The 19,196-nt window shown below is 71.3% G+C and carries 19 protein-coding genes and 1 pseudogene; 6 read left to right on the top strand and 14 right to left on the bottom strand.

Annotated elements, in window-relative coordinates; genetic code table 11:
* Positions 1-191: 191 nt before the first annotated feature.
* Together EAO79_RS07860 and aztA are read right to left on the bottom strand one after the other, a co-directional pair.
* On the bottom strand, positions 192-536 hold the full coding sequence (locus EAO79_RS07860; protein ID WP_064296108.1) for a chorismate mutase: 345 nt from the start codon (positions 534-536) through the stop codon (positions 192-194).
* A gap of 62 nt (positions 537-598) precedes the next feature.
* Positions 599-1,291 carry a zinc ABC transporter ATP-binding protein AztA gene (gene aztA, locus EAO79_RS07855; protein WP_206428307.1) on the bottom strand — a complete coding sequence of 231 codons (693 nt, stop codon included), beginning with the start codon at positions 1,289-1,291 and terminating at the stop codon, positions 599-601.
* 50 nt (positions 1,292-1,341) lie between these two features.
* Here aztA and aztB point away from each other — a divergent pair, with 50 nt between their 5' ends.
* Genes aztB through aztD form a run of 4 tightly spaced genes read left to right on the top strand, consistent with a single transcriptional unit; the run spans position 1,342 to position 5,768 of the window.
* The gene (aztB, locus tag EAO79_RS07850; protein ID WP_124768625.1) at positions 1,342-2,340 is read left to right on the top strand and encodes a zinc ABC transporter permease AztB; all 999 of its coding nucleotides are present in this window, start codon (positions 1,342-1,344) and stop codon (positions 2,338-2,340) included.
* Positions 2,232-3,557, top strand: a complete 1,326-nt coding sequence (locus EAO79_RS07845; RefSeq protein ID WP_241161016.1) for a hypothetical protein — start codon at positions 2,232-2,234, stop codon at positions 3,555-3,557. Before aztB ends, EAO79_RS07845 begins: the two co-directional genes overlap by 109 nt.
* 2 nt (positions 3,558-3,559) lie before the next feature.
* On the top strand, positions 3,560-4,492 hold the full coding sequence (aztC, locus tag EAO79_RS07840) for a zinc ABC transporter substrate-binding protein AztC (protein WP_124768624.1): 933 nt from the start codon (positions 3,560-3,562) through the stop codon (positions 4,490-4,492).
* A 28-nt stretch (positions 4,493-4,520) separates the two neighbouring features.
* Entirely contained in the window at positions 4,521-5,768 is a 1,248-nt protein-coding gene (gene aztD / locus EAO79_RS07835) for a zinc metallochaperone AztD (protein WP_124768623.1), read from the top strand.
* Between the two features lie 85 nt (positions 5,769-5,853).
* Here the strand turns inward: aztD and EAO79_RS07830 are convergent, their stop codons facing one another.
* The 3 genes and pseudogenes from EAO79_RS07830 to EAO79_RS07820 form a co-directional block, all read right to left on the bottom strand.
* A complete protein-coding gene (locus EAO79_RS07830; RefSeq protein ID WP_241161015.1) occupies positions 5,854-7,248 on the bottom strand; it encodes an FtsX-like permease family protein in 1,395 nt (464 codons plus the stop codon).
* Between the two features lie 245 nt (positions 7,249-7,493).
* A pseudogene (locus tag EAO79_RS07825) lies at positions 7,494-8,171 on the bottom strand (ABC transporter ATP-binding protein); the annotation flags it as partial.
* Between the two features lie 102 nt (positions 8,172-8,273).
* Positions 8,274-8,588, bottom strand: a complete 315-nt coding sequence (locus tag EAO79_RS07820; protein WP_086474678.1) for a hypothetical protein — start codon at positions 8,586-8,588, stop codon at positions 8,274-8,276.
* Positions 8,589-8,715: 127 nt separating this feature from the next.
* Here EAO79_RS07820 and EAO79_RS07815 point away from each other — a divergent pair, with 127 nt between their 5' ends.
* On the top strand, positions 8,716-9,870 hold the full coding sequence (locus EAO79_RS07815) for an AI-2E family transporter (RefSeq protein ID WP_124768621.1): 1,155 nt from the start codon (positions 8,716-8,718) through the stop codon (positions 9,868-9,870).
* 6 nt (positions 9,871-9,876) lie between these two features.
* Here EAO79_RS07815 and EAO79_RS07810 read toward each other — a convergent pair whose 3' ends face one another.
* The 8 genes from EAO79_RS07810 to EAO79_RS07775 all read right to left on the bottom strand — a co-directional run bounded on the left by EAO79_RS07810 (position 9,877) and on the right by EAO79_RS07775 (position 17,533).
* Positions 9,877-10,974: an ABC transporter ATP-binding protein gene (locus tag EAO79_RS07810; protein ID WP_124768620.1), complete on the bottom strand. Its 1,098-nt coding sequence runs from the start codon at positions 10,972-10,974 to the stop codon at positions 9,877-9,879.
* On the bottom strand, positions 10,971-11,783 hold the full coding sequence (locus tag EAO79_RS07805) for an ABC transporter permease (RefSeq protein WP_085512186.1): 813 nt from the start codon (positions 11,781-11,783) through the stop codon (positions 10,971-10,973). Before EAO79_RS07805 ends, EAO79_RS07810 begins: the two co-directional genes overlap by 4 nt.
* Positions 11,780-12,742: an ABC transporter permease gene (locus tag EAO79_RS07800; RefSeq protein ID WP_241161014.1), complete on the bottom strand. Its 963-nt coding sequence runs from the start codon at positions 12,740-12,742 to the stop codon at positions 11,780-11,782. The genes EAO79_RS07805 and EAO79_RS07800 overlap by 4 nt, the downstream gene beginning before the upstream one ends.
* The gene (locus EAO79_RS07795; protein ID WP_086474681.1) at positions 12,742-13,851 is read right to left on the bottom strand and encodes an ABC transporter substrate-binding protein; all 1,110 of its coding nucleotides are present in this window, start codon (positions 13,849-13,851) and stop codon (positions 12,742-12,744) included. The genes EAO79_RS07800 and EAO79_RS07795 overlap by 1 nt, the downstream gene beginning before the upstream one ends.
* A 228-nt stretch (positions 13,852-14,079) precedes the next feature.
* Positions 14,080-14,712, bottom strand: coding sequence for a GNAT family N-acetyltransferase (locus tag EAO79_RS07790; RefSeq protein ID WP_124768619.1), 633 nt, complete (start codon positions 14,710-14,712; stop codon positions 14,080-14,082).
* A 49-nt stretch (positions 14,713-14,761) separates the two neighbouring features.
* Positions 14,762-15,877: a beta-propeller fold lactonase family protein gene (locus EAO79_RS07785; protein WP_164486916.1), complete on the bottom strand. Its 1,116-nt coding sequence runs from the start codon at positions 15,875-15,877 to the stop codon at positions 14,762-14,764.
* A gap of 42 nt (positions 15,878-15,919) precedes the next feature.
* A complete protein-coding gene (locus tag EAO79_RS07780) occupies positions 15,920-16,213 on the bottom strand; it encodes a winged helix-turn-helix transcriptional regulator (protein WP_079705009.1) in 294 nt (97 codons plus the stop codon).
* 33 nt (positions 16,214-16,246) lie between these two features.
* The gene (locus EAO79_RS07775; RefSeq protein ID WP_124768617.1) at positions 16,247-17,533 is read right to left on the bottom strand and encodes an adenylosuccinate synthase; all 1,287 of its coding nucleotides are present in this window, start codon (positions 17,531-17,533) and stop codon (positions 16,247-16,249) included.
* Positions 17,534-17,785: 252 nt separating this feature from the next.
* Here EAO79_RS07775 and EAO79_RS07770 point away from each other — a divergent pair, with 252 nt between their 5' ends.
* Positions 17,786-18,538: an HAD-IIB family hydrolase gene (locus EAO79_RS07770; RefSeq protein ID WP_064295553.1), complete on the top strand. Its 753-nt coding sequence runs from the start codon at positions 17,786-17,788 to the stop codon at positions 18,536-18,538.
* Positions 18,539-18,660: 122 nt separating this feature from the next.
* Here the strand turns inward: EAO79_RS07770 and EAO79_RS07765 are convergent, their stop codons facing one another.
* A complete protein-coding gene (locus EAO79_RS07765) occupies positions 18,661-19,137 on the bottom strand; it encodes a DUF3151 domain-containing protein (protein WP_064295552.1) in 477 nt (158 codons plus the stop codon).
* Positions 19,138-19,196: the final 59 nt, after the last annotated feature.

Genomic DNA, 19,196 nt, shown 5'->3' with positions numbered 1-19,196 from the left:
GAGGTGCCAGCGCGGTGCGCCGACGTGACCGCGCGCGAATCGGGCCGAGCGCGGACGAACGGGCCTGACCGCACACGAACGTGCGTGACCGCGGGCCACACGCGTGGGCGCGACCCTCCGGAGACCCGCGCTCACGCCACAGACCCGCGCTCGCGTCAGCGCACCGCGCTGGCGGAACGGAACACGAAGGATCAGTGCTGGTTGGCGAGACGCTCGTGGTGGTGGATGACCTCGGCGACGACGAAGTTGAACCACTTCTCGGCGAAGGCCGGATCGAGGTGCGACTCCTCGGCGAGCGCCCGGAGACGGGTGATCTGCCGCTGTTCGCGAGCCGGGTCGCTCGCAGGCATGTCGTGCTCGGCCTTCAGGCGACCGACCTCCTGGGTGCACTTGAACCGCTCCGCCAGCAGGTGGACGAGTGCCGCGTCGATGTTGTCGATACTGCTCCGCAGGCGGCCCAATCGCTCGGTGGCCGCCTGGGCGTCCGCCGCAGCGGCGCCGGTCGTGGGTTCGGGTTGCTGCTCGGCCTGGCTCATGCGAAAACTCTAGCAACGCGCCGTGGGCCGGAGACGGGTCGCCGGGCGATCCCCCAGCCGGTTCACCGCGGATCCTCGACGAGACATCCCGCCTCGAGGTGCACCCGCGCGTCGGCCTCCGCGACCGCGACCGGATCATGCGTCACCTCCACCACCGTCGCGCCACGGTCGGCCTCCGCCCGGAGCACCTCGCGGATCGCCAGCCCGGCAGCATGGTCGAGGCCGACGGTCGGCTCGTCGAGCAGCAGGAGGTCGGCCTCACGCGCGAGCGCCTGCGCGACGAGGACCCGCTGGCGCTGCCCGCCCGACAGCTCGCCGAAGGAGCGCCCGGCGAGGTGCAGGACGTCGAGGCGGGTGAGGCTCTCGTCGACGATGCGTCGGTCCCGAGCCCCGAGTCGACCCCACCAGCGACGCAGCGTCGGCCAGCGTCCCATCGACGCGACGTCGCGCACCGTGACCGGGAAGCGCTCAGGCACGGCGCTGCGTTGCGGGACGTACGCGGCCGACCGACCGTCGAGGCCGTCGACGCCGCCCGAGGTCGGTCGGTGGAGGCCCGCGATCACCGCGAGCAGCGTGGACTTCCCCGCTCCGTTCGCCCCGGTGACGACGGTGATGGCGGCCGCCCCGACCTCGACTGAGATCCCGTGCAGGACGCGCGCGCCGTCGTACTCGGCCGACACGTCGTGGAGTCGGATGCCGGACCCGACGGGCCGTCCCGACATCGGAGGGCGAGGGGTGCTCGTCGCGGATCGCATGTCTTCACCCTATCAATACTGAGAATCATTTTCATGTAGAGTGCTCGACCATGACCTGGATCACCGAGCCGTTCACCGCGGCCTTCCTCCTGCGCGCCCTCGTCGGCGGTCTGCTGGTGGCGGCCGTCTGCGGTGTCGTCGGCACCTGGGTCGTCCTCCGCGGCCTCGCGTTCCTCGGGGAGGCGATGGCCCACGGCATGCTGCCCGGCGTCGCCACCGCGGCACTCCTCGGCCTGCCGCCGGTCGCCGGCGCGGCCGTCAGCGCGGTCGTCATGACCGCCGGCGTCAGTCTCGTCTCGCGGCGCGGCAGGCTGTCCCACGACACCTCGATCGGTCTCCTCTTCGTCGGCATGCTGGCCCTCGGGGTCATCATCGTGTCGTCGAGCAGATCGTTCGCCACGGACCTCACGGCGATCCTCTTCGGCGACATCCTCGCCATCCGGCCCGCGGACCTGGTGGGCCTCGCCATCGCACTCCTCGTCACCGTGGGCGTCGCGGTCGCATTCCACCGCCCGTTCGTCGCCCTCGCCTTCGACCGCCGGGTCGCCCAGACCATGGATCTCCGGCCGCGACTCGCCCATGCGATGCTCGTCGGCCTCGTGACGCTCGCAGTCGTCGCCTCGTACAGCGCCGTCGGCACCCTGCTCGTCGTGGCGCTCCTCCTCGGGCCGCCCGTCGCCGCGGCCCACTGGGCGCGTCGCATCCCGCTCATCATGCTGCTCGCCACGGGTTTCGGCGGCCTCGCCGTGCTGCTCGGCCTCCTCCTCTCCTGGTACGGCGACACCGCGGCCGGAGCGTCCATCGCCGCCTGCTCGATCCTGCTCGCCACGGTGTCGTGGGGCGCGCGGGCGCTCGTCGGGCGGCTCCGGCGGCCCATCGACCGACACCTCGACCACCCCGACGACCACCTCACCGAACCGACCCACCTGGAAAGCGCACCGTGCACCGACTCCTCCGACCGACCATCCGACCAGGCGGCATCCGCCCGACCGACGACCGGCTCCCCCGCGCCACACGCACCGCGCTCGCTCTCGGCGCCCTCGCACTGACGCTCAGCGCCTGCGCGCCGCAGGGGTCGGCATCACCCACCGCGACGGCCTCGGACGAACCGCGCGGACACGGCTACGTCGAGGGCGCGAGCGAGCTCCCCGAGCCGCAACTGCACCTCGCGACCGCGGACGTCGACGGCACCGTCGAGCTGACCGACCTGCTCAGCGAGGAGCGCACGACGCTCGCCGAGCTCGGCCCGATCTCGGCGCTCACGGGCGACGGGCGGTTCGTCGCCGCGCAGTCCGACCCCGCCGGCACCGTGACGATCATCGACACCGGTGTGTGGACGGTCGACCACGAGGACCACCAGCACTACTACCGCGCCGAGGCGCGGGTCGTCGGCGAGATCGAGGGCGACGGACCAGCGACGATCACCGCCGGTTCGACGACCACCGCCGTGCGGTTCGCCGATTCGGGCGAGACACTCCTCCTCGACACCGCCGCACTCGGCACGGGCGACATCACGCAGTCCGGTCGGATCCGAACCTCGCCTGGTGCTCCCGGAATCACCGTGCCGATCGGCGAGACGGTCGTCGCGACCGACGGGACCGGCAAGCTGCATCTCCATGGCATCGACGGCGACCTCCTCGACCCCTCGTCGGCGTCCGTGACCGCTGCCGACGCCGTGCTCGCCGGGTGCACCGATCCGGCCGGCAGCATCACGACCAACGTCGGCGTCGTCATCGGCTGCGCGGAGGGCGCGCTCCTCGCCGTCGTCGACCGCAGCTCGAGCGGGGCCGACCCGGTCCCCACGTTCGAGGCGATCCCCTATCCGCAGGCTGTCGCCGCCGCCGACCGCGCGACGTCCTTCCACGCGCGTCCCGGCCGTCCGACGGTCGCCGCCGTCGCCGGCACCTCCGGCGCCTGGCTGCTCGACACCCGCGAGCGCAGCTGGGCGCTGCTGCCGACCCCGGCACCCCTGCAGCTGGTCACTGCCGTCGACGACCGCGACCAGCACGTCGTCGGCCTCACGACGACCGGCGACCTCCTCGTCCTCGACGGTGCCACCGGCACCGTGACGGGGACCGCGGCCGCACTCGTCGGTGCAGCCGACCTCGCCACGGGCGTCCAGCTGGAGGTCGACCAGAACCGCGCCTACCTGAACACCCCGGGCACGCGCACCGTCTCCGAGATCGACTACGGCGACGCCGCGCGGATCGCCCGCACCTTCACCTTCGACACGGCACCGGCGTTCCTCGCCGAGACGGGACGCTGACCATGCGAGCGACCATCCCCCGGACGACCGCCCTCCTGCGCACGACCGCCGTCCTCGCGGCCGGCCTCGTGCTCGGAACCGGCCTGACGAGCTGTGCGGCGAGCGCCGACGACCGCCCGCTCGTCGTCGTGACCACGAACATCCTCGGCGACGTCGTCGGTGAACTCGTCGGTGACCAAGCAGAGGTCATGACCCTCATGCCGCCCGACGCCGATCCGCACTCCTTCGAGATCTCCGCGCGGCAGGCGGCGCGCATCACCGGTGCGCAGCTGCTCGTGTCGAACGGCCTGGGACTCGAGGAGGGACTCACCCAGCACCTGGAGACCGCGGCCGACGAGGGGGTGCCGATCGTCGAGGCCGGCTCGCTCGTCGACGTCCTCGAGACCGCGTCGGGCGCGACCGATCCGCACTTCTGGACCGACCCGACGCAGATGACGTCGGTCGTGGACGGGGTCACCGAGGCGTTGCTCGAGGAGATACCCACGCTCGACGCGGCCGAGCTGCAGGCGAACGCCGCCACGTACGCGGCCGAGCTCGAGGCGCTCGACGCCGAGATGGCCGAGGCGTTCGCCGCCATCCCGGCCGAGCAGCGGAAGCTCGTCACCAACCATCATGTGTTCGGGTACCTCGCCGCCCGCTACGACTTCGAGGTCATCGGCGCCGTCATCCCGAGCGGCACCACGCTCGCGGCCCCCAGCGCTTCGGACCTCGACGAACTGTCGACCGCGATCGAGGAGGCCGGCGTCCGGACGATCTTCGCCGACTCCTCGCAACCCGACCGGCTCGTGCAGGTGCTCGCCGACGAGGCGGACGTCGACGTCGCCGTCGTCCCGTTGTTCACCGAGTCGTTGACCGCCGAGTCGGGCGACGCCCCCACCTACCTCACCATGATGCGCGCGAACACCGAGCGCATCGCCACCGGACTCTCGCCCTGAGCGGGCGTCCACGAACCGATAGGAAACCATGCAGCAGCACCACCGCAGTCCCCTGGCATCGCGCCTGAAGCACGGCCGGGTCCCGTTCCTCGCCGTCGGCACCGCCGCGGCCATCCTCCTCACCGGATGCTCGACCGCGAGCGGCTCCGCGCCCGACCCGAGCGCGTCGACCTCCGCCGACCCGCAGAGCCGGATCACCCTGACCTACGACGGCGGCCTCCTCGTCCTCGACGCTGCATCCCTCGAGGTGGTCGGCGACCTCCCCCTCGACGGGTTCAACCGGGTGAACGCCGCCGGCGACGGGCGGCACGTGCTCGTCACCACGACGAAGGGCTTCCAGGTCCTCGACACCGGGACGTGGACGGACGAGGACGGCACCTCGAAGCAGGCCGACCCGGTCCTGACCGACCTCGTCTTCCCCGCCGACACCGCAGGCCACGTCGTCCGTCACGCCGACAAGACCATCCTGTTCGCCGACGGCTCCGGCGACACGACGATCTTCGACAGCGCTGACCTCCTCGAAGCCACCGACGAGCTGCCCGAGACCGAGACGATCCCGTCGGAGGCCGCGCACCACGGAGTCGCCATCGAGCTCGAGGACGGCACCGTGCTGTCCACGATCGGCACCCCGGACGCCCGGACCGGTGTCCGGGTGCTCGACGACTCGCGCACCGAGATCGCCCGCAACGAGCAGTGCCCGTCGGTGCACGGTGAAGGCACCGTCAAGGACGAGGTCGTCGTGTTCGGCTGCAGCGACGGCGTACTCGTCTACGACAGTGGCGTCTTCACGAAGATCCAGGCGCCGGACGCCTACGGGCGCACGGGCAACCAGTACGTCAGCGAGACGTCCTCCATCGCGGTCGGCGACTACAACAGCGACCCCGACGCCGAGGGCTACGACCTCCGCCAGCTCGCGTTCACCGACACGGTCGCGAAGACGACGAAGATCGTCGACCTGCCGGAGGGCGTCGGCTACACCTGGCGCGACGTCGCCCGAGGGCCGAGCGACGAGGTCATCGTGCTCGGCAACGACGGTTCGCTGCACATCCTCGACGAGCAGACGGGTGCCGTCACCGACACCATCGAGGTCATCGACGCCTGGGAGCCGCCGGCCGAGTGGCAGGACGCCCACCCGGCGCTCGTCGTCCAGGACGGTGTCGCCTACGTGACCGACCCGGCGACGAAGTCGATCCACGCCGTGGATCTCGCGTCGGGCGACATCACGACGGGTGAACTGCCCGGCGTCCCGAACGAGATCGCGGTCGTCACGGGCTGACCCGACCTCACCGAGAGCGCCCGTTCCGTCCTCCCCGCGTCATGCAGGGGACGGAACGGGCGCTCCCGTCGTGCGGGCCGGGCGGTCAGACGCGCTCGGGCGCTCGGAGCACCCCGGAGACGACCGGACGGGTCGCGCGAAGGGCCGCCCACACGAGCCCGATGCCACCGGCGAAGCACCCGACGATGACGAGGACCGACAGCGGGGCGAGGATGACACTGATGCTGGCCATCGGCAGGACGAGGAGGACGCCCAGTCCGGCCGAGCCCAGCGCGACCACCCGCAGGGGCAGCATGACCGCGCGACCGCGAGCCCGTTCCATGACGTCCCGCGGCACCCCCAGGCGGTCGAGGCTGACGTACAGGTCTCGCCGGTCGAGGACCGCCGACGCCTGGTTCACCCCGACGGAGCACGCGACCATGAGGAACGACGCGACGAGCGTGATGATCACGCCGGTGCGGATGTCGTCGATGAGGATGGCGCTCTCGCGGTCGAGGTCGGAACCTCCGGCGGCGTCCATGAGCGCCACCCCGGTCCCGGCGACGACGGCGACGAAGCTCGTCATCGCCACGCCACTGACCTGACGCCACGCCGCCTTCGGCGACTCCAGGATCGTGCGGGCAGCGAGGAGCCGCTCCGGTGTCTTGGCACGCTTGGCCGACCCACGGCCGATCACCCCGACGACCCAGGGGCCGATCAACCCGAGCACCCCGACGCCGGCAGCGAACCCCACCCCCAGGACGGCGATCATGACGGCGACCTCCTGCAACCCCGTCACGACGGAGAGCATGCCGTAGGCGACGATCACGACGACGACCCCGACGACGATGCGCAGCCAGTGCACGGTCGGCGCCTGCTGCTTCGTGCGGACGCCGAGCGGGCTCACGTTCACCGCGCGGAGACCGATGGCGGCACTCGCTGCTGCGAGCAGCACGACACCGAGGATCACCGCGGCGATGATCGGGACACCGACCCAGACGCCCTCGACCCCGATCGGGGAACCACCGAACGGGATGAGCCCGACGAGCGGCAGCATGCCGAGGTACAGCAGGATCCCGGCGAACGCACCGAGGAGGGCGACCCCGGCCGACTCGAGGACGGTCATCGCCGTGACCGTGCCGGGTGTCGCGCCGAGGAGTCGGAGGGTGGCGAGTCGGTCGTCGCGGCGCCGGGCGGAGAGCCGCGCGGCCGCCCCGCCGAGCGAGCCGAGCGGGACGAGCAGCAGGGCCAGCGCCAGCACACTGAGCACCTGGTAGATGAAGGCCGTCTCACCGGTCCACCGCCAGAACATCATCGCGCCGCCGAGCACCGTGAGTACGAGAGCGGTGGTCACGGCGAACGCGACCGCCGGGAGCACGATCGTCGCAGGGCTCTGCGCGCCCGGGCGGGCGAGCATCCAGGTGAGACGGACGACGTGACTGCGACCGCTGCCGGCGGGGACCGGGATCCGGGTCGGTGCGACCCCGACTGCGGCGGTCACGGTCGGGCTCCGTTCGGGACGACGCCGGTCGCCTGACCCGGGTGGGCCTGCGGCGGGTACGGCTGCGCAGCGGGCTGGGCGTACGGCTGCGGCGGGAACGGCTGCCCGGCGGGCTGCTGCTGGTACGGGGGCTGCTGCTGGTACGGGAGCTGCTGCGGCGGGTACGGCTGCTGCACCTGCTGCGGCACGGGTGCCTGCCCGGTCGCGAACTGCTGCGGCGGGGTCGGCGCGCCGACCCCGCCCGGCTGCCCGACGATCCGACCGTCGGCCAGGCGGATGGTCCGCGAGCACCGCGCGGCGACCGTCTCGTCGTGCGTCACGAGGACGAGCGTGCGTCCCTGCCCGGTCGTCGCGTGGAGCAGGGCTCCCATGACGTCGGCTGAGGTCCGGGAGTCGAGCGCGCCGGTCGGCTCGTCGGCGAAGACGATGGGGGCACCGGTCACCTGGGCGCGGGCGATCGCGACGCGCTGCGCCTGACCACCGCTCAGTTCGCCGATCCGTCGGGTCTCCATGCCGGCCAGTCCGAGGGCGGCGAGCCACGCCGCCGCGCTCGTTTCAGCGGCGATGCGCGGTGTCCCGCCGAGCATCAGCGCGATGGCGACGTTCTCGACGGCGGTCAGCTCGGGGATGAGCAGGCCCTGCTGGAAGACGAAGCCGAAGGACTCGCGCCGCAGCTGCGACCGGTGCCGTTCGTCGAGCTGGTCGACGCGGACGACGCCCGTCGGGGTGCTGAAGGCGATCGAGCCGGTGTCGGGGGTGACGATCCCGGCGAGCGCATGCATGAGCGTGGTCTTGCCGGAGCCGGAGGCACCCATGATGGCGACCGACTCACCGGGGAGGATGTCGAGGTCGACGCCGGCGAGGGCGACGGTCGGCCCGTACTGTTTCGTGAGTCCGCGTGCGGAGAGGATCGAAGTGTTCATGCTCCCATCGTCGGCGGCAGGTGTCCCTCGGCGCGTCGGCCGGGCGATGCAAGCTCCGCCGCCCGGGTCATCCGCGAGGTGGACCCGGCGTGGACCTCGCGGTCAGTTGCCGCGGCGGCGGTACTGGGCGAAGACCGCCGCGTCGGCTGCCCAGCCCGCACCGAGGAACCGGAGGCCTGTTCCGGCGTCGGTCCCGTCGGTTCCGGCCGCGGGCGCTTGCGTCGGCTCGACCGAGGCGGTGAGGTCGACCCCGGCAGCGCCGGCGGCGACGTGTGCCGTAGCGCTGACGCGCTCGGCGACCACTCCCTGCTCCGCGGCCTCGTCGCGCCGGCTCGGCATCGGCTCCGTCAGCGGGACCGCCCGCAGCGGTGCGGTGACCCGGGTGTGGACGGCGTGCGAACGGGTGATCGATGACATGTTCCCATCGTCCTGAACCCGAGCACCCGGCACATCCCGCAGTCGGGTGATCCTGCAGGGCCCGGTCTCATCCTCCGGTACCACGACAGCTGTCGGGCAAACGGGCGGTGGGCAATACGCTTGCGGCATGACGAGTGCACCCCATCGCCACCAGCCGCTGCGTCCGGCGGCACGTCAGCAGCGGGTCCGGTTCCGCGCCCATCGCCCGGCCGAGGTGACGACCACCGTCAGGACGACCCTCCAGCGCCCATTCGCGATCGGCTTCGTCGGAGCACTCGGTGCCCTCGCGGCCATCCTGCTCGTCCTCACCCTCGGCTCACTGTCGACCATCCTCGTGTCCATCGCCGTCGGCCTCTTCATCGCGCTCGGCCTCGATCCGGTCGTCGTCCGGCTCGAGGCACGCGGCATCAAGCGCCCGTTCGCGATCGCGATCGTCTTCGCCGTCTTCGCCGTCCTGCTCGCGCTCCTCCTGGCCCTCGTCATCCCCGTCGTCACCCGGCAGGCCGTCGAACTCGTGAGCAACGCCCCGACCTTCCTGACCGGCATCCAGGACCAGGAGTGGTTCCGGTCCCTGAGCGACTACCTCGGTCCGGGCGTCGACCTCCAGGGCGCGCTCGACTGGCTCTACGGGGTGGCCGCCGACCCGAAGACGTGGGTCGTCCTGGCCGGCGGCGCCCTCAACCTCGGCGTCGGCATCGCGAACGGCTTCTTCGGCGGCTTCATCGCCCTCGTCCTCGCGCTCTACTTCCTCGCGTCCATGCAGGCGATGAAGAACGCGTTCTACTCCTTGGTGCCCCGTCGCTCCCGGCCGCGCGTCGTGTCGATCACCGACCAGATCACCGCCTCGATCGGCGGATACGTGAGCGGCATGGTGGTGCTGGCCGGGATCAACGCCGTCCTCGGGCTCATCATGATGCTCATCGTCGGGGTGCCGTACGCCGGGATCCTCGCCGTCGTCATCTTCTTCGTGACGCTCATCCCGCTCGTCGGCTCGATCATCGCGACCGTCGTCGTCGCGACCGTCGGGCTGTTCGACTCACCGACGACGGCACTCATCGTCATCGTCTACTACCTGGTCTACATGCAGATCGAGTCGTACGTGCTGACGCCGCGGGTCATGAACAAGGCGGTCGCGGTGCCCGGCGCCCTCGTCGTCATCGGCGCGATGGTGGGTGGTTCGCTCATCGGGCTGCTCGGCGCCCTCGTCTCCATCCCGGTGACGGCGTCGATCCTGCTGATCATCAAGCAGGTCGTCGTGCCACGGCAGAACGCGAAGGCGTAGCGCCCCTCAGGCCGCCTGCACCGGGACGGGACGACCGGCGAAGCGGATGCGGACGGACTCCCCCGCCTCCAGTCGTTCCGTCGCGCCGTGCTGCACCGCGACCAGCGTGCCGTCCGGCAGCTCGACGGTCGTGCGACGCACCGGGCCGAGGAAGCTGGACGTGAGCACGACCGCAGCGGACCCGACCGCGGGCGCCGTCGCGTCGGTGAACACGACGTCCTCAGGCCGGACGAGCGCGACGACGGCCCCGCCCCCCCGCTGCTCGCCGATCACCGGCAGCAGCTGGCCGAGCACCTCGACCCCACCGGGCACGAGTGTGCCGGGGAGCCGGTTGCTCAGGCCGATGAACTCCGCGACGAACGGCGACGACGGCCGCGAGTAGAGCTCCTCCGGCGTCCCGATCTGCTCGATGACACCGGCGCGCATGACGGCGACCCGGTCGGCGACGGCGAGCGCCTCCTCCTGGTCGTGCGTGACGAAGAGGGTCGTGATCTGCAGCTCCGACTGGATCCGACGGATCTCGTCGCGCAGCTGGACGCGCACCTTGGCGTCGAGGGCGCTGAGCGGCTCGTCGAGGAGGAGGACCCGAGGCCGCGTGACCAACGCCCGGGCGAGGGCGACGCGCTGCTGCTGCCCGCCCGAGAGCTGGTGGGCGTAGCGGGCGGCGAGGTGGCCGAGGCCGACGAGGTCGAGGCTCTCGGCGGCACGCGTCCGTCGCTCGGCCGCGGGCACCTTCCGCATGCGCAGGCCGAACTCGACGTTCTCGAGCACCGTGAGGTGTGGGAAGAGCGAGTACGACTGGAACACCATGCCGAGGTCGCGCCGGTTGGTGGGCACGGACACGACGTCGACGCCGTCGATGAGCACGCTTCCCGAGGTGATGTCCTCGAGTCCCGCCAGGCTGCGGAGCGCGGTCGTCTTCCCGCACCCCGACGGCCCCAGCAGCGCGACGAACTCGCCGGGCGCGAGGTCGAGGCTCACGCCGTCGAGGGCGCGGGCACCCGAGCCGTAGTCCTTCACGACGCGATCGAACCGCACCGCTGCGCCGGCCGGGCGTCCGTCTCCGGGCGTCGCTGCGGGTGCCGACTGGTCGATGGTGGTCATGGTGTCTCCCTGATGCGTCGGATCGATCCGACGCGGCCGATGATGAACAGCAGGACGAATGCGAAGGCGAGCGCCAGCAGGGCGAAGGCCACCGCGACGAAGGGGTCGCTCTTCGACACCTGCACGAGCGAGGTCTGCAGCGTGTTGCGTCCGAGGAGCGACGCGATCGTGTACTCACCGAGGACGACGGCGACCGAGATGACCGACGCTGTCAGCACGCCACGACGCAGGTTGGGCAGCAGGACGCGGACGAGGACGGTCCCCCAGCCGGCGCCGAGCGTGCGTGCGGCCTCGGCGAGGGTGCCGACGTCGACCGACTGCAGGTTCGCGGCGATCGCCCGATAGGCGTACGGCAGCACCGTGATCCCGTAGGCGAACGCGAGCGTCCACGGCGCACTGCCGAGGAGCCTGGCCACGACGGAGTAGACCGGTGCGAGTCCGACGACGAGCACGATGGCCGGGACGGTGATCGGGATGATGCAGACGAACTCGAGGACGCGCTGCAGCTTCGGGAAGCGGAGCTTGACGAGGATCATCGTCGGCAGCAGGAGCACCACGACGATCAGGACCGTCACCGCGGCGAGCACGACGGAGTTGCCGATGCCTTGGAAGAGCACCCGGTACTTCCGCGAGTTCTCCGGGTCGAGGATCGCGGCCCAGTGGCCGAGGTCGTGGCCGCCGTCGATCCCGGCGCGCAGGGTGAACTCGACCATCGACAGGATCGGGACGGCGAACACCACCGCGACGACGACGAGGATGATGCGGCTCGTGAGCTTCGACGGCGTGGCCGAGTCGCGGACGGCGCTCATCGCTGCCACCGTTCCGTCCGCGCCTGCAGGGCGGCGTAGGCCGTCATCATGACGACCATCACGACGATCATGCCGATCGCGAGCGAACCGGCGAGGTTCTCGCGGCCGAGGACGGTCTCGCTGATGAGCGCACCGCGGATCTGGAGCGGCACGATCTGCGCCCCCTGGCTGATGAGCGCGGCGGCGGTCGCATAGCTCGAGAACGCGTTCGCGAACAGCAGCAGGAGCGACCCGAGGAAGGAGGGGGCGAGGATCGGCATCGCGATGCGGGTCCAGTAGGTGAAGCGCGTGCCGCCGAGGGTCGCGTTCGCCTCGGACCAGGTGCGCTTCAAGCCCTCCATCGCCGGCATGAAGGTGATGACCATGAGCGGCACCTGGAAGTACAGGTACGGCAGGAGGAGCCCGGGGACCTGGTAGAGCCAGACGCCGTCGGCGAAGAGGTCGACCCCGAGGCGGTCTTTGAGGAACACCGTCACGAGGCCCTGGATGCCGATGGTCGCGATGAAGGCGAAGGCGAGCATGACGCCGCCGAACTGGGCGAGGACACTCGAGGCCGCGTCGACGAAGGTGCGGATGATTCCGTCGGGCCGGACCGCGAGGAGCGCGTAACAGACGAGGGCTCCGATGACGGCTCCGGCGACCGCGGTGACGGCGGAGACCCAGAAGGAGCTGGCGAAGGCCCCGAGGACCGCCGGCTCGGCGAGCGCCGTGAGGTTGTCGAGCGTGAACGCGCCGTCGCCGTCGAAGAAGCCGGTGGCGAGGGCGAGGAACGTCGGGACCGCGAGGAAGAGCAGGGTGTACAGCGCGAACGGCGTCAGGCCGAGGAGCGCCCAGCGCGGACGGCGGCGGGGCCGCGCCGCGGCGGGTTCGGCCGAGGATGCGTCGGTCGGCGGGAGCGAGACGGCGGGGCCGGCGTGTGCCGACCCCGCCTCACTCCGCCGGGTGGCGGAGGCACTCATCAGGAGATCGCTGCCGCCCACTTCTCGGCGAGCAGCGAGGTGGCCTGCTCGGTCTGCTCGGGCGTGAACTGCACGAGGTCGGCGGGCATCTCGCCCACGGCGTCGAGGGCCTTCTGGTCGACGGTGTCGGCCTCGACCATCGCGGCGAGGGTCGACGGGTACGCGCCGGCGGCGAGGTACAGGTTCTGCGCCTCGGGGCTGAAGATGAACTCCTGCCAGAGTCGCGCGGCCGCGGGGTGCGGGGCGTCCACGTTGATGGCCTGGTTGTAGTAGCTGCCGACGGCCGAGCCCGGGAGGACGGTGGTCTTCCAGTTGCGCTGGCCCTCGTTCTCGGTCGCCGCAGCGAGGTTGTTGTAGCTCCAGTCGATCACGACGGGGGTCTCACCCGAGGCGATGGTCGCGGGGGTCGGGTCGAGGGGCAGGAAGTTGCCCGCCTGGTTGAGCTTCTGGAAGAAGTCGACACCAGGCTGGATGTCGTCGGCCGAACCACCGGACTGCAGGGCGGCGAGGTAGACGCCGGCTGCGGCGGCACCGGCCTGGGTCGGGTCGCCGTTCAGCGCGACCTTGCCCGCGAACTCGGAGCCGAGGAGGTCGTCGAGCGACTTCGGTGCCGGGACGGCGTCCGCGTCGTAGCCGATGGAGACGAGGCCGGTGTAGTCGTAGACCCACAGGCCGGTCTTCTCCTTCGAGCCCTCCGGGATGTCGTCCCAGTTGGCGACCTGGTAGGGCGCGAACTGGTCGAGGTTGTCGAGGGCGACGGCGGAGCCGAGGTCGAAGACGTCGGGAGCGGTGTCCTGGCCCTGCTGGTTCTTCGCGGCCGTGATCTCCTCGGCGCTCGAGACGTCGGGGTCGGCCGAGTTGACGGTGATGTCGTACTTGTCCTCGAACGCGGAGATGATCTTCCCGTAGTTCGCCCAGGTGTCGGGGAGGGCGATGACGTTGAGCTGGCCTTCGGCCTTCGCCGCCTCGACGAGCGCGTCCATCCCGCCGAAGTCCTCGGCGGAGGTCGCCTTCTTGGCGTCGACGTCGGAGCCGGCTCCGGTGTCCGCTCCGGCGGAGCATGCGGTGAGCGCGGTCGCTGCGAGCGCGACGATGGCGAGGGCGGTCATACGCCTGGTGTTCACGGTTCCTCCAGTGACGTCGGCGGCCGCCCGTGCTGTCGGGCCGTCGGATACCGCGTCCGTCGTCTGGAGGACAAGCTAGGGTCGCGACGTAGCGCGATCGGGGCCTGCCGGTGTCGCGCAGGTGAACAGTGCCCTTCGACAAGCTCAGGGACCGGGCCGGGGGGGGGGGGCTGAGGGACCGCCCTTCGACAAGCCCAGGGACCGGGCGCCGCGTCAGCCGCGGAGGGCCACGGGGCCGGGGCTCCTGGCGAGGCGCTCCTCGAGACCGGCCCGGACCTCCGGCCACTCCTCGGCGAGCACGGAGAACAGTGCGGTGGTCCGCCACGTGCCGTCGGCCCGCTGCTTGTCGCGGCGGATGAGCCCCTCGAACGTGGCCCCGAGGCGCAGGATCGCGGTGCGTGAGCGCTCATTGCGCTCGTCGGCCTGGATCTTCACCCGGCCGAAGCCTGCGTCGAAGGCGAGTCCGAGGAGCAGCAGCTTCGTCTCGGCGTTGACGGCGGTGCCCCAGACGCGCGGGTCGTACGCGGTCCAACCGAGGTGGGCGGCCTCCCCCGGCTCGTCGAAGTCGCCGAGCGTGGACGTGCCGACGAGGAGCCCGTCGTGTTCGCCGCCGACGAGCCGGATGACGTAGGTGTTGCGCACGCCGGTCGTGAAGTAGCCGTCCGCGAAGGCGTCGAACTCGGCCTGCGTCGTCGGCAACCCCGCAGGTCCGCCGCCGTAGCCGCCGGCGAAGACCTCCGGGTGCGCGATCGCCGTGAACAGCTCCGGATAGTGCGCGCTTTCCAGCGGTTCGAGGCGGATGGTCCGGCCGTCGATGGGACGGGGCTCAGGGCGTCGTGCGGTCACCGTTCCACCGTATCCGGTGGCGGGCGTCGCGCGAGGACCGGTCTCGCGGTCAGGCGAGGATGAGGCAGGTGGGCGAACCGGCGTCGAGCGTCCCGAGGAGCGTCGTCGGGACCCCTGTGCGCTCATCGAGCCGGAAGCTCGCGATGGAGTTCGACAGCTGGTTCGCGACGTGCAGGAAGCGACCCGACTCCCGGTGGTGGCGCGGCATCGTCCCGCCGCACTCGACGTCGGCCACGGCCTCGACCCGCGAACCGTCGCCGGTGACGCGCAAGGTCGCGATGCGGTCGCTCCCGCGGACGCCGACGTGCAGCTGCTCCCGCGAGGCGGCGAGGCTGATCTCGGCACCCGTGTCGCCCTCGGACACGCCCTCCGACGTCGCGACGGTCGCTGCGAGCATGTGCCAGTGCCCGTCCGTTCCGTCGACGCCGAGGGTGAAGACCTCGACCGAGTACTCGGTGATGACGTGGAGGTGCCCGCTCGGGTGGACGACGAGGTGTCGCGGACCCGTGCCGCGCGGGAACACCACGGTGTGGTCGAGCACCAACCGCGATCCACGGAGCTGCCAGATGCGGACCGTGTCGTGGCCGAGGTCGGTGGTCGCGATGCGGCCGTCCGGGAGGAGTGCCGAGGCGTGCGCCCGCGACGGTCGGGACGGCAGCGCCTCGTCGACAGCGGCCTCCAGCGCGAGGAGCGTGAGCGCGTCCTCACCGGCGTCGGCTGACTCCGCCGCGAGCGCGGTGGGTGACGCCCAGGGGTCGACCGACGCCTCGCCGAGACGCGGGTCGCCGGCGAACGCCGCGTTCTCCGCGAGCGGCACCGTCACGACCCGACCGTCGCCGTAGCAACTCGCGATGAGGATGTCGGCACCGGGGACCGTCGCGACGTGGCACACCGAGTCACCGGCTTCGATGGGCTTGCCGAACGGCGCGAGCCCGAACTCTCCGGAGCGTTTGAACGCCTCGACCGCCCCGGTCGACTCGCTCGCCGCGTAGACGATCGGCAGCGTCGGGTGCAGGGTCAGGAACGAGGGCGACTGCGCCTCCGACGACTGCACGAGGCGGAGGGTGCCCGCCTCGTCCTGGCGCAGCAGGCTGATGCCGGCACCGGTGCCGTCGGCCTCCGAGGTGTAGGAACCGAGCAGGAGATAGGGGTTGTCGTCGCTCACCCCCACAGTCTCCCATCTGCGCCGTCGGACACCGGCGCCCGCTCAGGAGATGCGGCGGGCGCGGACGCCGGCCGCGTACTCCTTCGGGGTCATGCCGATCGCCTCACGCACGATCCGGATGAGCGTCGCGCGGGTGATCCCGAGCGCGTTCGCGAGGGTGACCAACGAGAGGTCGGGATCGTCGTCGAGGGTCGCCAGAGCGCGCCGGACCCGCGGGTCGAGCGCACCGGCGTCGCGCTGGGCACGCACCGCCGGCCGAGGCCTGACCTCACCGCTCGTGAGCTCCTCGACCGGTGGCAGCCCGGGCAGGGACGGCTGACTGGATTCGTCCACCATGGCGCGTTCGACGCTCGTCGTTCGCTACTCGGATCAGTCGACGAGGTCGTGACGCACGACGATCGCGTCGCGCCCGGGACCCACGCCGATCGCGGAGATGCGCGAACCGCTCATCGCCTCGAGCGCCAGCACGTAGTCCTGGGCGTTCTTCGGGAGGTCCTCGAAGCGGCGGACACCGGTGATGTCTTCCTGCCAGCCGGGGAACTCCTCGTAGATCGGGACGGCGTGGTGGAAGTCGGTCTGCGAGACCGGCACCTCGTCGACCCGGACGCCGTCGACCTCGTAGGCGACGCACACCGGGATGGTGGCGAGGTCGTCGAGGATGTCGAGCTTCGTCAGGACGAAGTCGGTGACGCCGTTGATGCGCGCCGCGTACCGGGCGATCGGGGCGTCGTACCAGCCGACGCGACGCGGACGACCGGTCGTCGTGCCGAACTCGAAGCCCTTCGAGCGGAGGTAGTCGCCGGACTCGTCGAACAGCTCGGTCGGGAACGGGCCGGCGCCGACGCGGGTCGTGTAGGCCTTGACGATGCCGATGACGCGGTCGAGGCGGTTCGGTGCGACACCGGAGCCGGTCGCGGCACCACCCGAGGTCGCGTTGGAGGAGGTGACGAAGGGATAGGTGCCGTGGTCGACGTCGAGCATCGTGGCCTGGCCACCCTCGAAGAGGACGATCTTGCCGTCGTCGAGCGCCTCGTTCAGCACGAGCGCGGTGTCCGCCACCATCGGGCGGAGTCGCTCGGCGTAGGCGAGGAGGTCGGCCACGATCTCGTCGACCGAGATGGCGCGGCGGTTGAAGACCTTGACCAGCAGGTGGTTCTTCTGGTCGAGGGCGCCCTCGACCTTCTGGCGCAGGATGTTCTCGTCGAAGAGGTCCTGGATGCGGATGCCGACGCGGTTGATCTTGTCGGCGTAGGCCGGGCCGATGCCACGGCCGGTGGTGCCGATCTGACGCTTGCCGAGGAAGCGCTCCGTCACCTTGTCGATGGTGCGGTGGTACTGGGTGATGACGTGCGCGTTGGCGCTCACGAGGAGGCGCGAGACGTCGATGCCGCGGGCCTGGAGTGCCTCGAGCTCGTGGAACAGCACCTCGATGTCGATGACGACACCGTTGGAGATGACGGGGACGACGCCGCTCGTCAGGATGCCGGACGGCAGGAGGTGGAGCGCGTACTTCTCGTCACCGATGACGACCGTGTGCCCCGCGTTGTTGCCGCCGTTGAACTTCACGACGTAGTCGATGCGGTCACCGAGCAGGTCGGTGGCCTTCCCCTTGCCTTCGTCGCCCCACTGGGCGCCGACGATCACGATTGCTGGCATCTGGATGCCGCCCCTTCCGGATTCTCGTGTGCCCGGCGGATCCGCTGGGGAACCACGCCCTGACAGGCCGGACGCCCACCCTCTGCGGGCGGGCGTCTCGTGCACGCACCCCTCCATCGTACCGGAGGAGGGTCACGGGCACCGAGTCCCAGGCTGCGCTCGATACCATGAGGGGATGTTCAGGCCTCGGGCGGCCGTCCTGCCTGCCGATCGCCCTCGACGACCGTCCTCTCGACCGACCGAACGGAACCCATGACCTCCCTGCCGCGCCTCGTCGCCTTCGACCTCGACGACACCCTCGCCCCGTCGAAGTCCGCGCTCGACCCTCGCATGGCCGAACTGTTCGTTGCGCTCCTCGAACGCACCTCGGTGTGCATCATCTCGGGCGGCCAGATCGTGCAGTTCCAGAACCAGGTGCTCGACCGGCTCGGAGCCGCGTCGCCCGAGGCCCTCGGCCGACTGCACCTCATGCCCACCTGCGGCACCCGGTACGACCGCTTCGACGGCACCGCGTGGGTCACCGTCTACAAGCACGACCTCACCGACGACCAGAAGGCCCGCGCCATGGGCGCTCTCGAGACCGAGGCCAAGCGACTCGGCCTCTGGGCCGACGAGACCTGGGGACCGATCCTCGAGGACCGCGGCTCGCAGATCACCTTCTCCGCCCTCGGGCAGGCCGCGCCGGTCGCCGAGAAGACCGCCTGGGACCCCGACGGCGCGAAGAAGGAGTCGCTGCGCGCCGCCGTGCAGGCGCTGCTCCCCGACCTCGAGGTCCGATCCGGCGGCTCGACCTCCGTCGACATCACCATGGCGGGCGTCGACAAGGCGTTCGGCATGACGCGGCTCGCCGAGCACACGGGCATCCCGCTGGAGGAGATGGTCTTCGTCGGCGACCGCCTCGACGAGGGCGGCAACGACTACCCGGTCCTCGCGCTCGGGGTGCCGTCGGTGGCCGTGCACGGCTGGCAGGACACGGCGGCGTACCTGGAATCGCTCGGCCTGTAGGGCGTCGGTCCGGCCCTTCGACAGGCTCAGGAACCGGGGACGCGGCCTGCCCTTCGACAGGCTCAGGGACCGGGGAGGGAGCTCAGGAACCGGGACCGACAGGCTCAGGGACCGGGGAAGGGCTAGTCGGAGCCGAGGATGACGATCGCGGAGGTCGGCGGGGCCGCCGCCGCGACGAGGTACTCGATCTCTTCGGACGCAGTGGGGTCGGCCTCGCGCAGGAAGGTGTCGAGACGCTCGACCTCCTCGGTCTCGCCGATCGCCTTCGCGGAGCGGCGGAGCGCGTAGAGCGAGCGCAGCACCCCGCGGTTCGGCGCGTGCGACCACGGGATCGGGCCCTGACCGCGCCAACCGGCAGCACGGAGCGAGTCCAAGCCGCGGTGATACCCGACCCGTGCGGCCGCGTAGCCGGGGATCGGCGACTGCGGGTCGTGGACCGCGTCGGCGAGGAGTGCCCAGCCGAGCGAGGAGCGGGGGTGGGCCGCGAGGAGGTCCGCCAGCGCCTCGATCGAACCGACGGCCGCGTGGAACTCGGCATCGGTGGCGCTGTCGTCCGGCAGCAGTGTCGGAGGGGTTGCCATCAGATTCTCACCGGTCATCGTTCAACCATAGCTCCGTTCCCCGGGCCCGGCGTGGGAGGAACCTGGCAGCCCTCGCT

Origin of the sequence: Plantibacter sp. PA-3-X8, assembly GCF_003856975.1 — a bacterium.
GTDB lineage: Bacteria > Actinomycetota > Actinomycetes > Actinomycetales > Microbacteriaceae > Plantibacter > Plantibacter auratus.
Note: the sequence above shows the minus strand (reverse complement) of the source record. Positions and strands in the feature narration are given on the sequence as shown.

Excerpts from the sequence above, each read along its gene's own strand:
- EAO79_RS07860 (WP_064296108.1), bottom strand. The coding sequence starts at position 536 with ATGAGCCAGGCCGAGCAGCAACCCGAACCCACGACCGGCGCCGCTGCG.
- aztA (WP_206428307.1), bottom strand. The coding sequence starts at position 1,291 with ATGCGATCCGCGACGAGCACCCCTCGCCCTCCGATGTCGGGACGGCCC.
- aztB (WP_124768625.1), top strand. The coding sequence starts at position 1,342 with ATGACCTGGATCACCGAGCCGTTCACCGCGGCCTTCCTCCTGCGCGCC.
- aztC (WP_124768624.1), top strand. The coding sequence starts at position 3,560 with ATGCGAGCGACCATCCCCCGGACGACCGCCCTCCTGCGCACGACCGCC.
- aztD (WP_124768623.1), top strand. The coding sequence starts at position 4,521 with ATGCAGCAGCACCACCGCAGTCCCCTGGCATCGCGCCTGAAGCACGGC.
- EAO79_RS07820 (WP_086474678.1), bottom strand. The coding sequence starts at position 8,588 with ATGTCATCGATCACCCGTTCGCACGCCGTCCACACCCGGGTCACCGCA.
- EAO79_RS07815 (WP_124768621.1), top strand. The coding sequence starts at position 8,716 with ATGACGAGTGCACCCCATCGCCACCAGCCGCTGCGTCCGGCGGCACGT.
- EAO79_RS07810 (WP_124768620.1), bottom strand. The coding sequence starts at position 10,974 with ATGACCACCATCGACCAGTCGGCACCCGCAGCGACGCCCGGAGACGGA.
- EAO79_RS07805 (WP_085512186.1), bottom strand. The coding sequence starts at position 11,783 with ATGAGCGCCGTCCGCGACTCGGCCACGCCGTCGAAGCTCACGAGCCGC.
- EAO79_RS07800 (WP_241161014.1), bottom strand. The coding sequence starts at position 12,742 with ATGAGTGCCTCCGCCACCCGGCGGAGTGAGGCGGGGTCGGCACACGCC.
- EAO79_RS07795 (WP_086474681.1), bottom strand. The coding sequence starts at position 13,851 with ATGACCGCCCTCGCCATCGTCGCGCTCGCAGCGACCGCGCTCACCGCA.
- EAO79_RS07780 (WP_079705009.1), bottom strand. The coding sequence starts at position 16,213 with ATGGTGGACGAATCCAGTCAGCCGTCCCTGCCCGGGCTGCCACCGGTC.
- EAO79_RS07775 (WP_124768617.1), bottom strand. The coding sequence starts at position 17,533 with ATGCCAGCAATCGTGATCGTCGGCGCCCAGTGGGGCGACGAAGGCAAG.
- EAO79_RS07770 (WP_064295553.1), top strand. The coding sequence starts at position 17,786 with ATGACCTCCCTGCCGCGCCTCGTCGCCTTCGACCTCGACGACACCCTC.
- EAO79_RS07765 (WP_064295552.1), bottom strand. The coding sequence starts at position 19,137 with ATGACCGGTGAGAATCTGATGGCAACCCCTCCGACACTGCTGCCGGAC.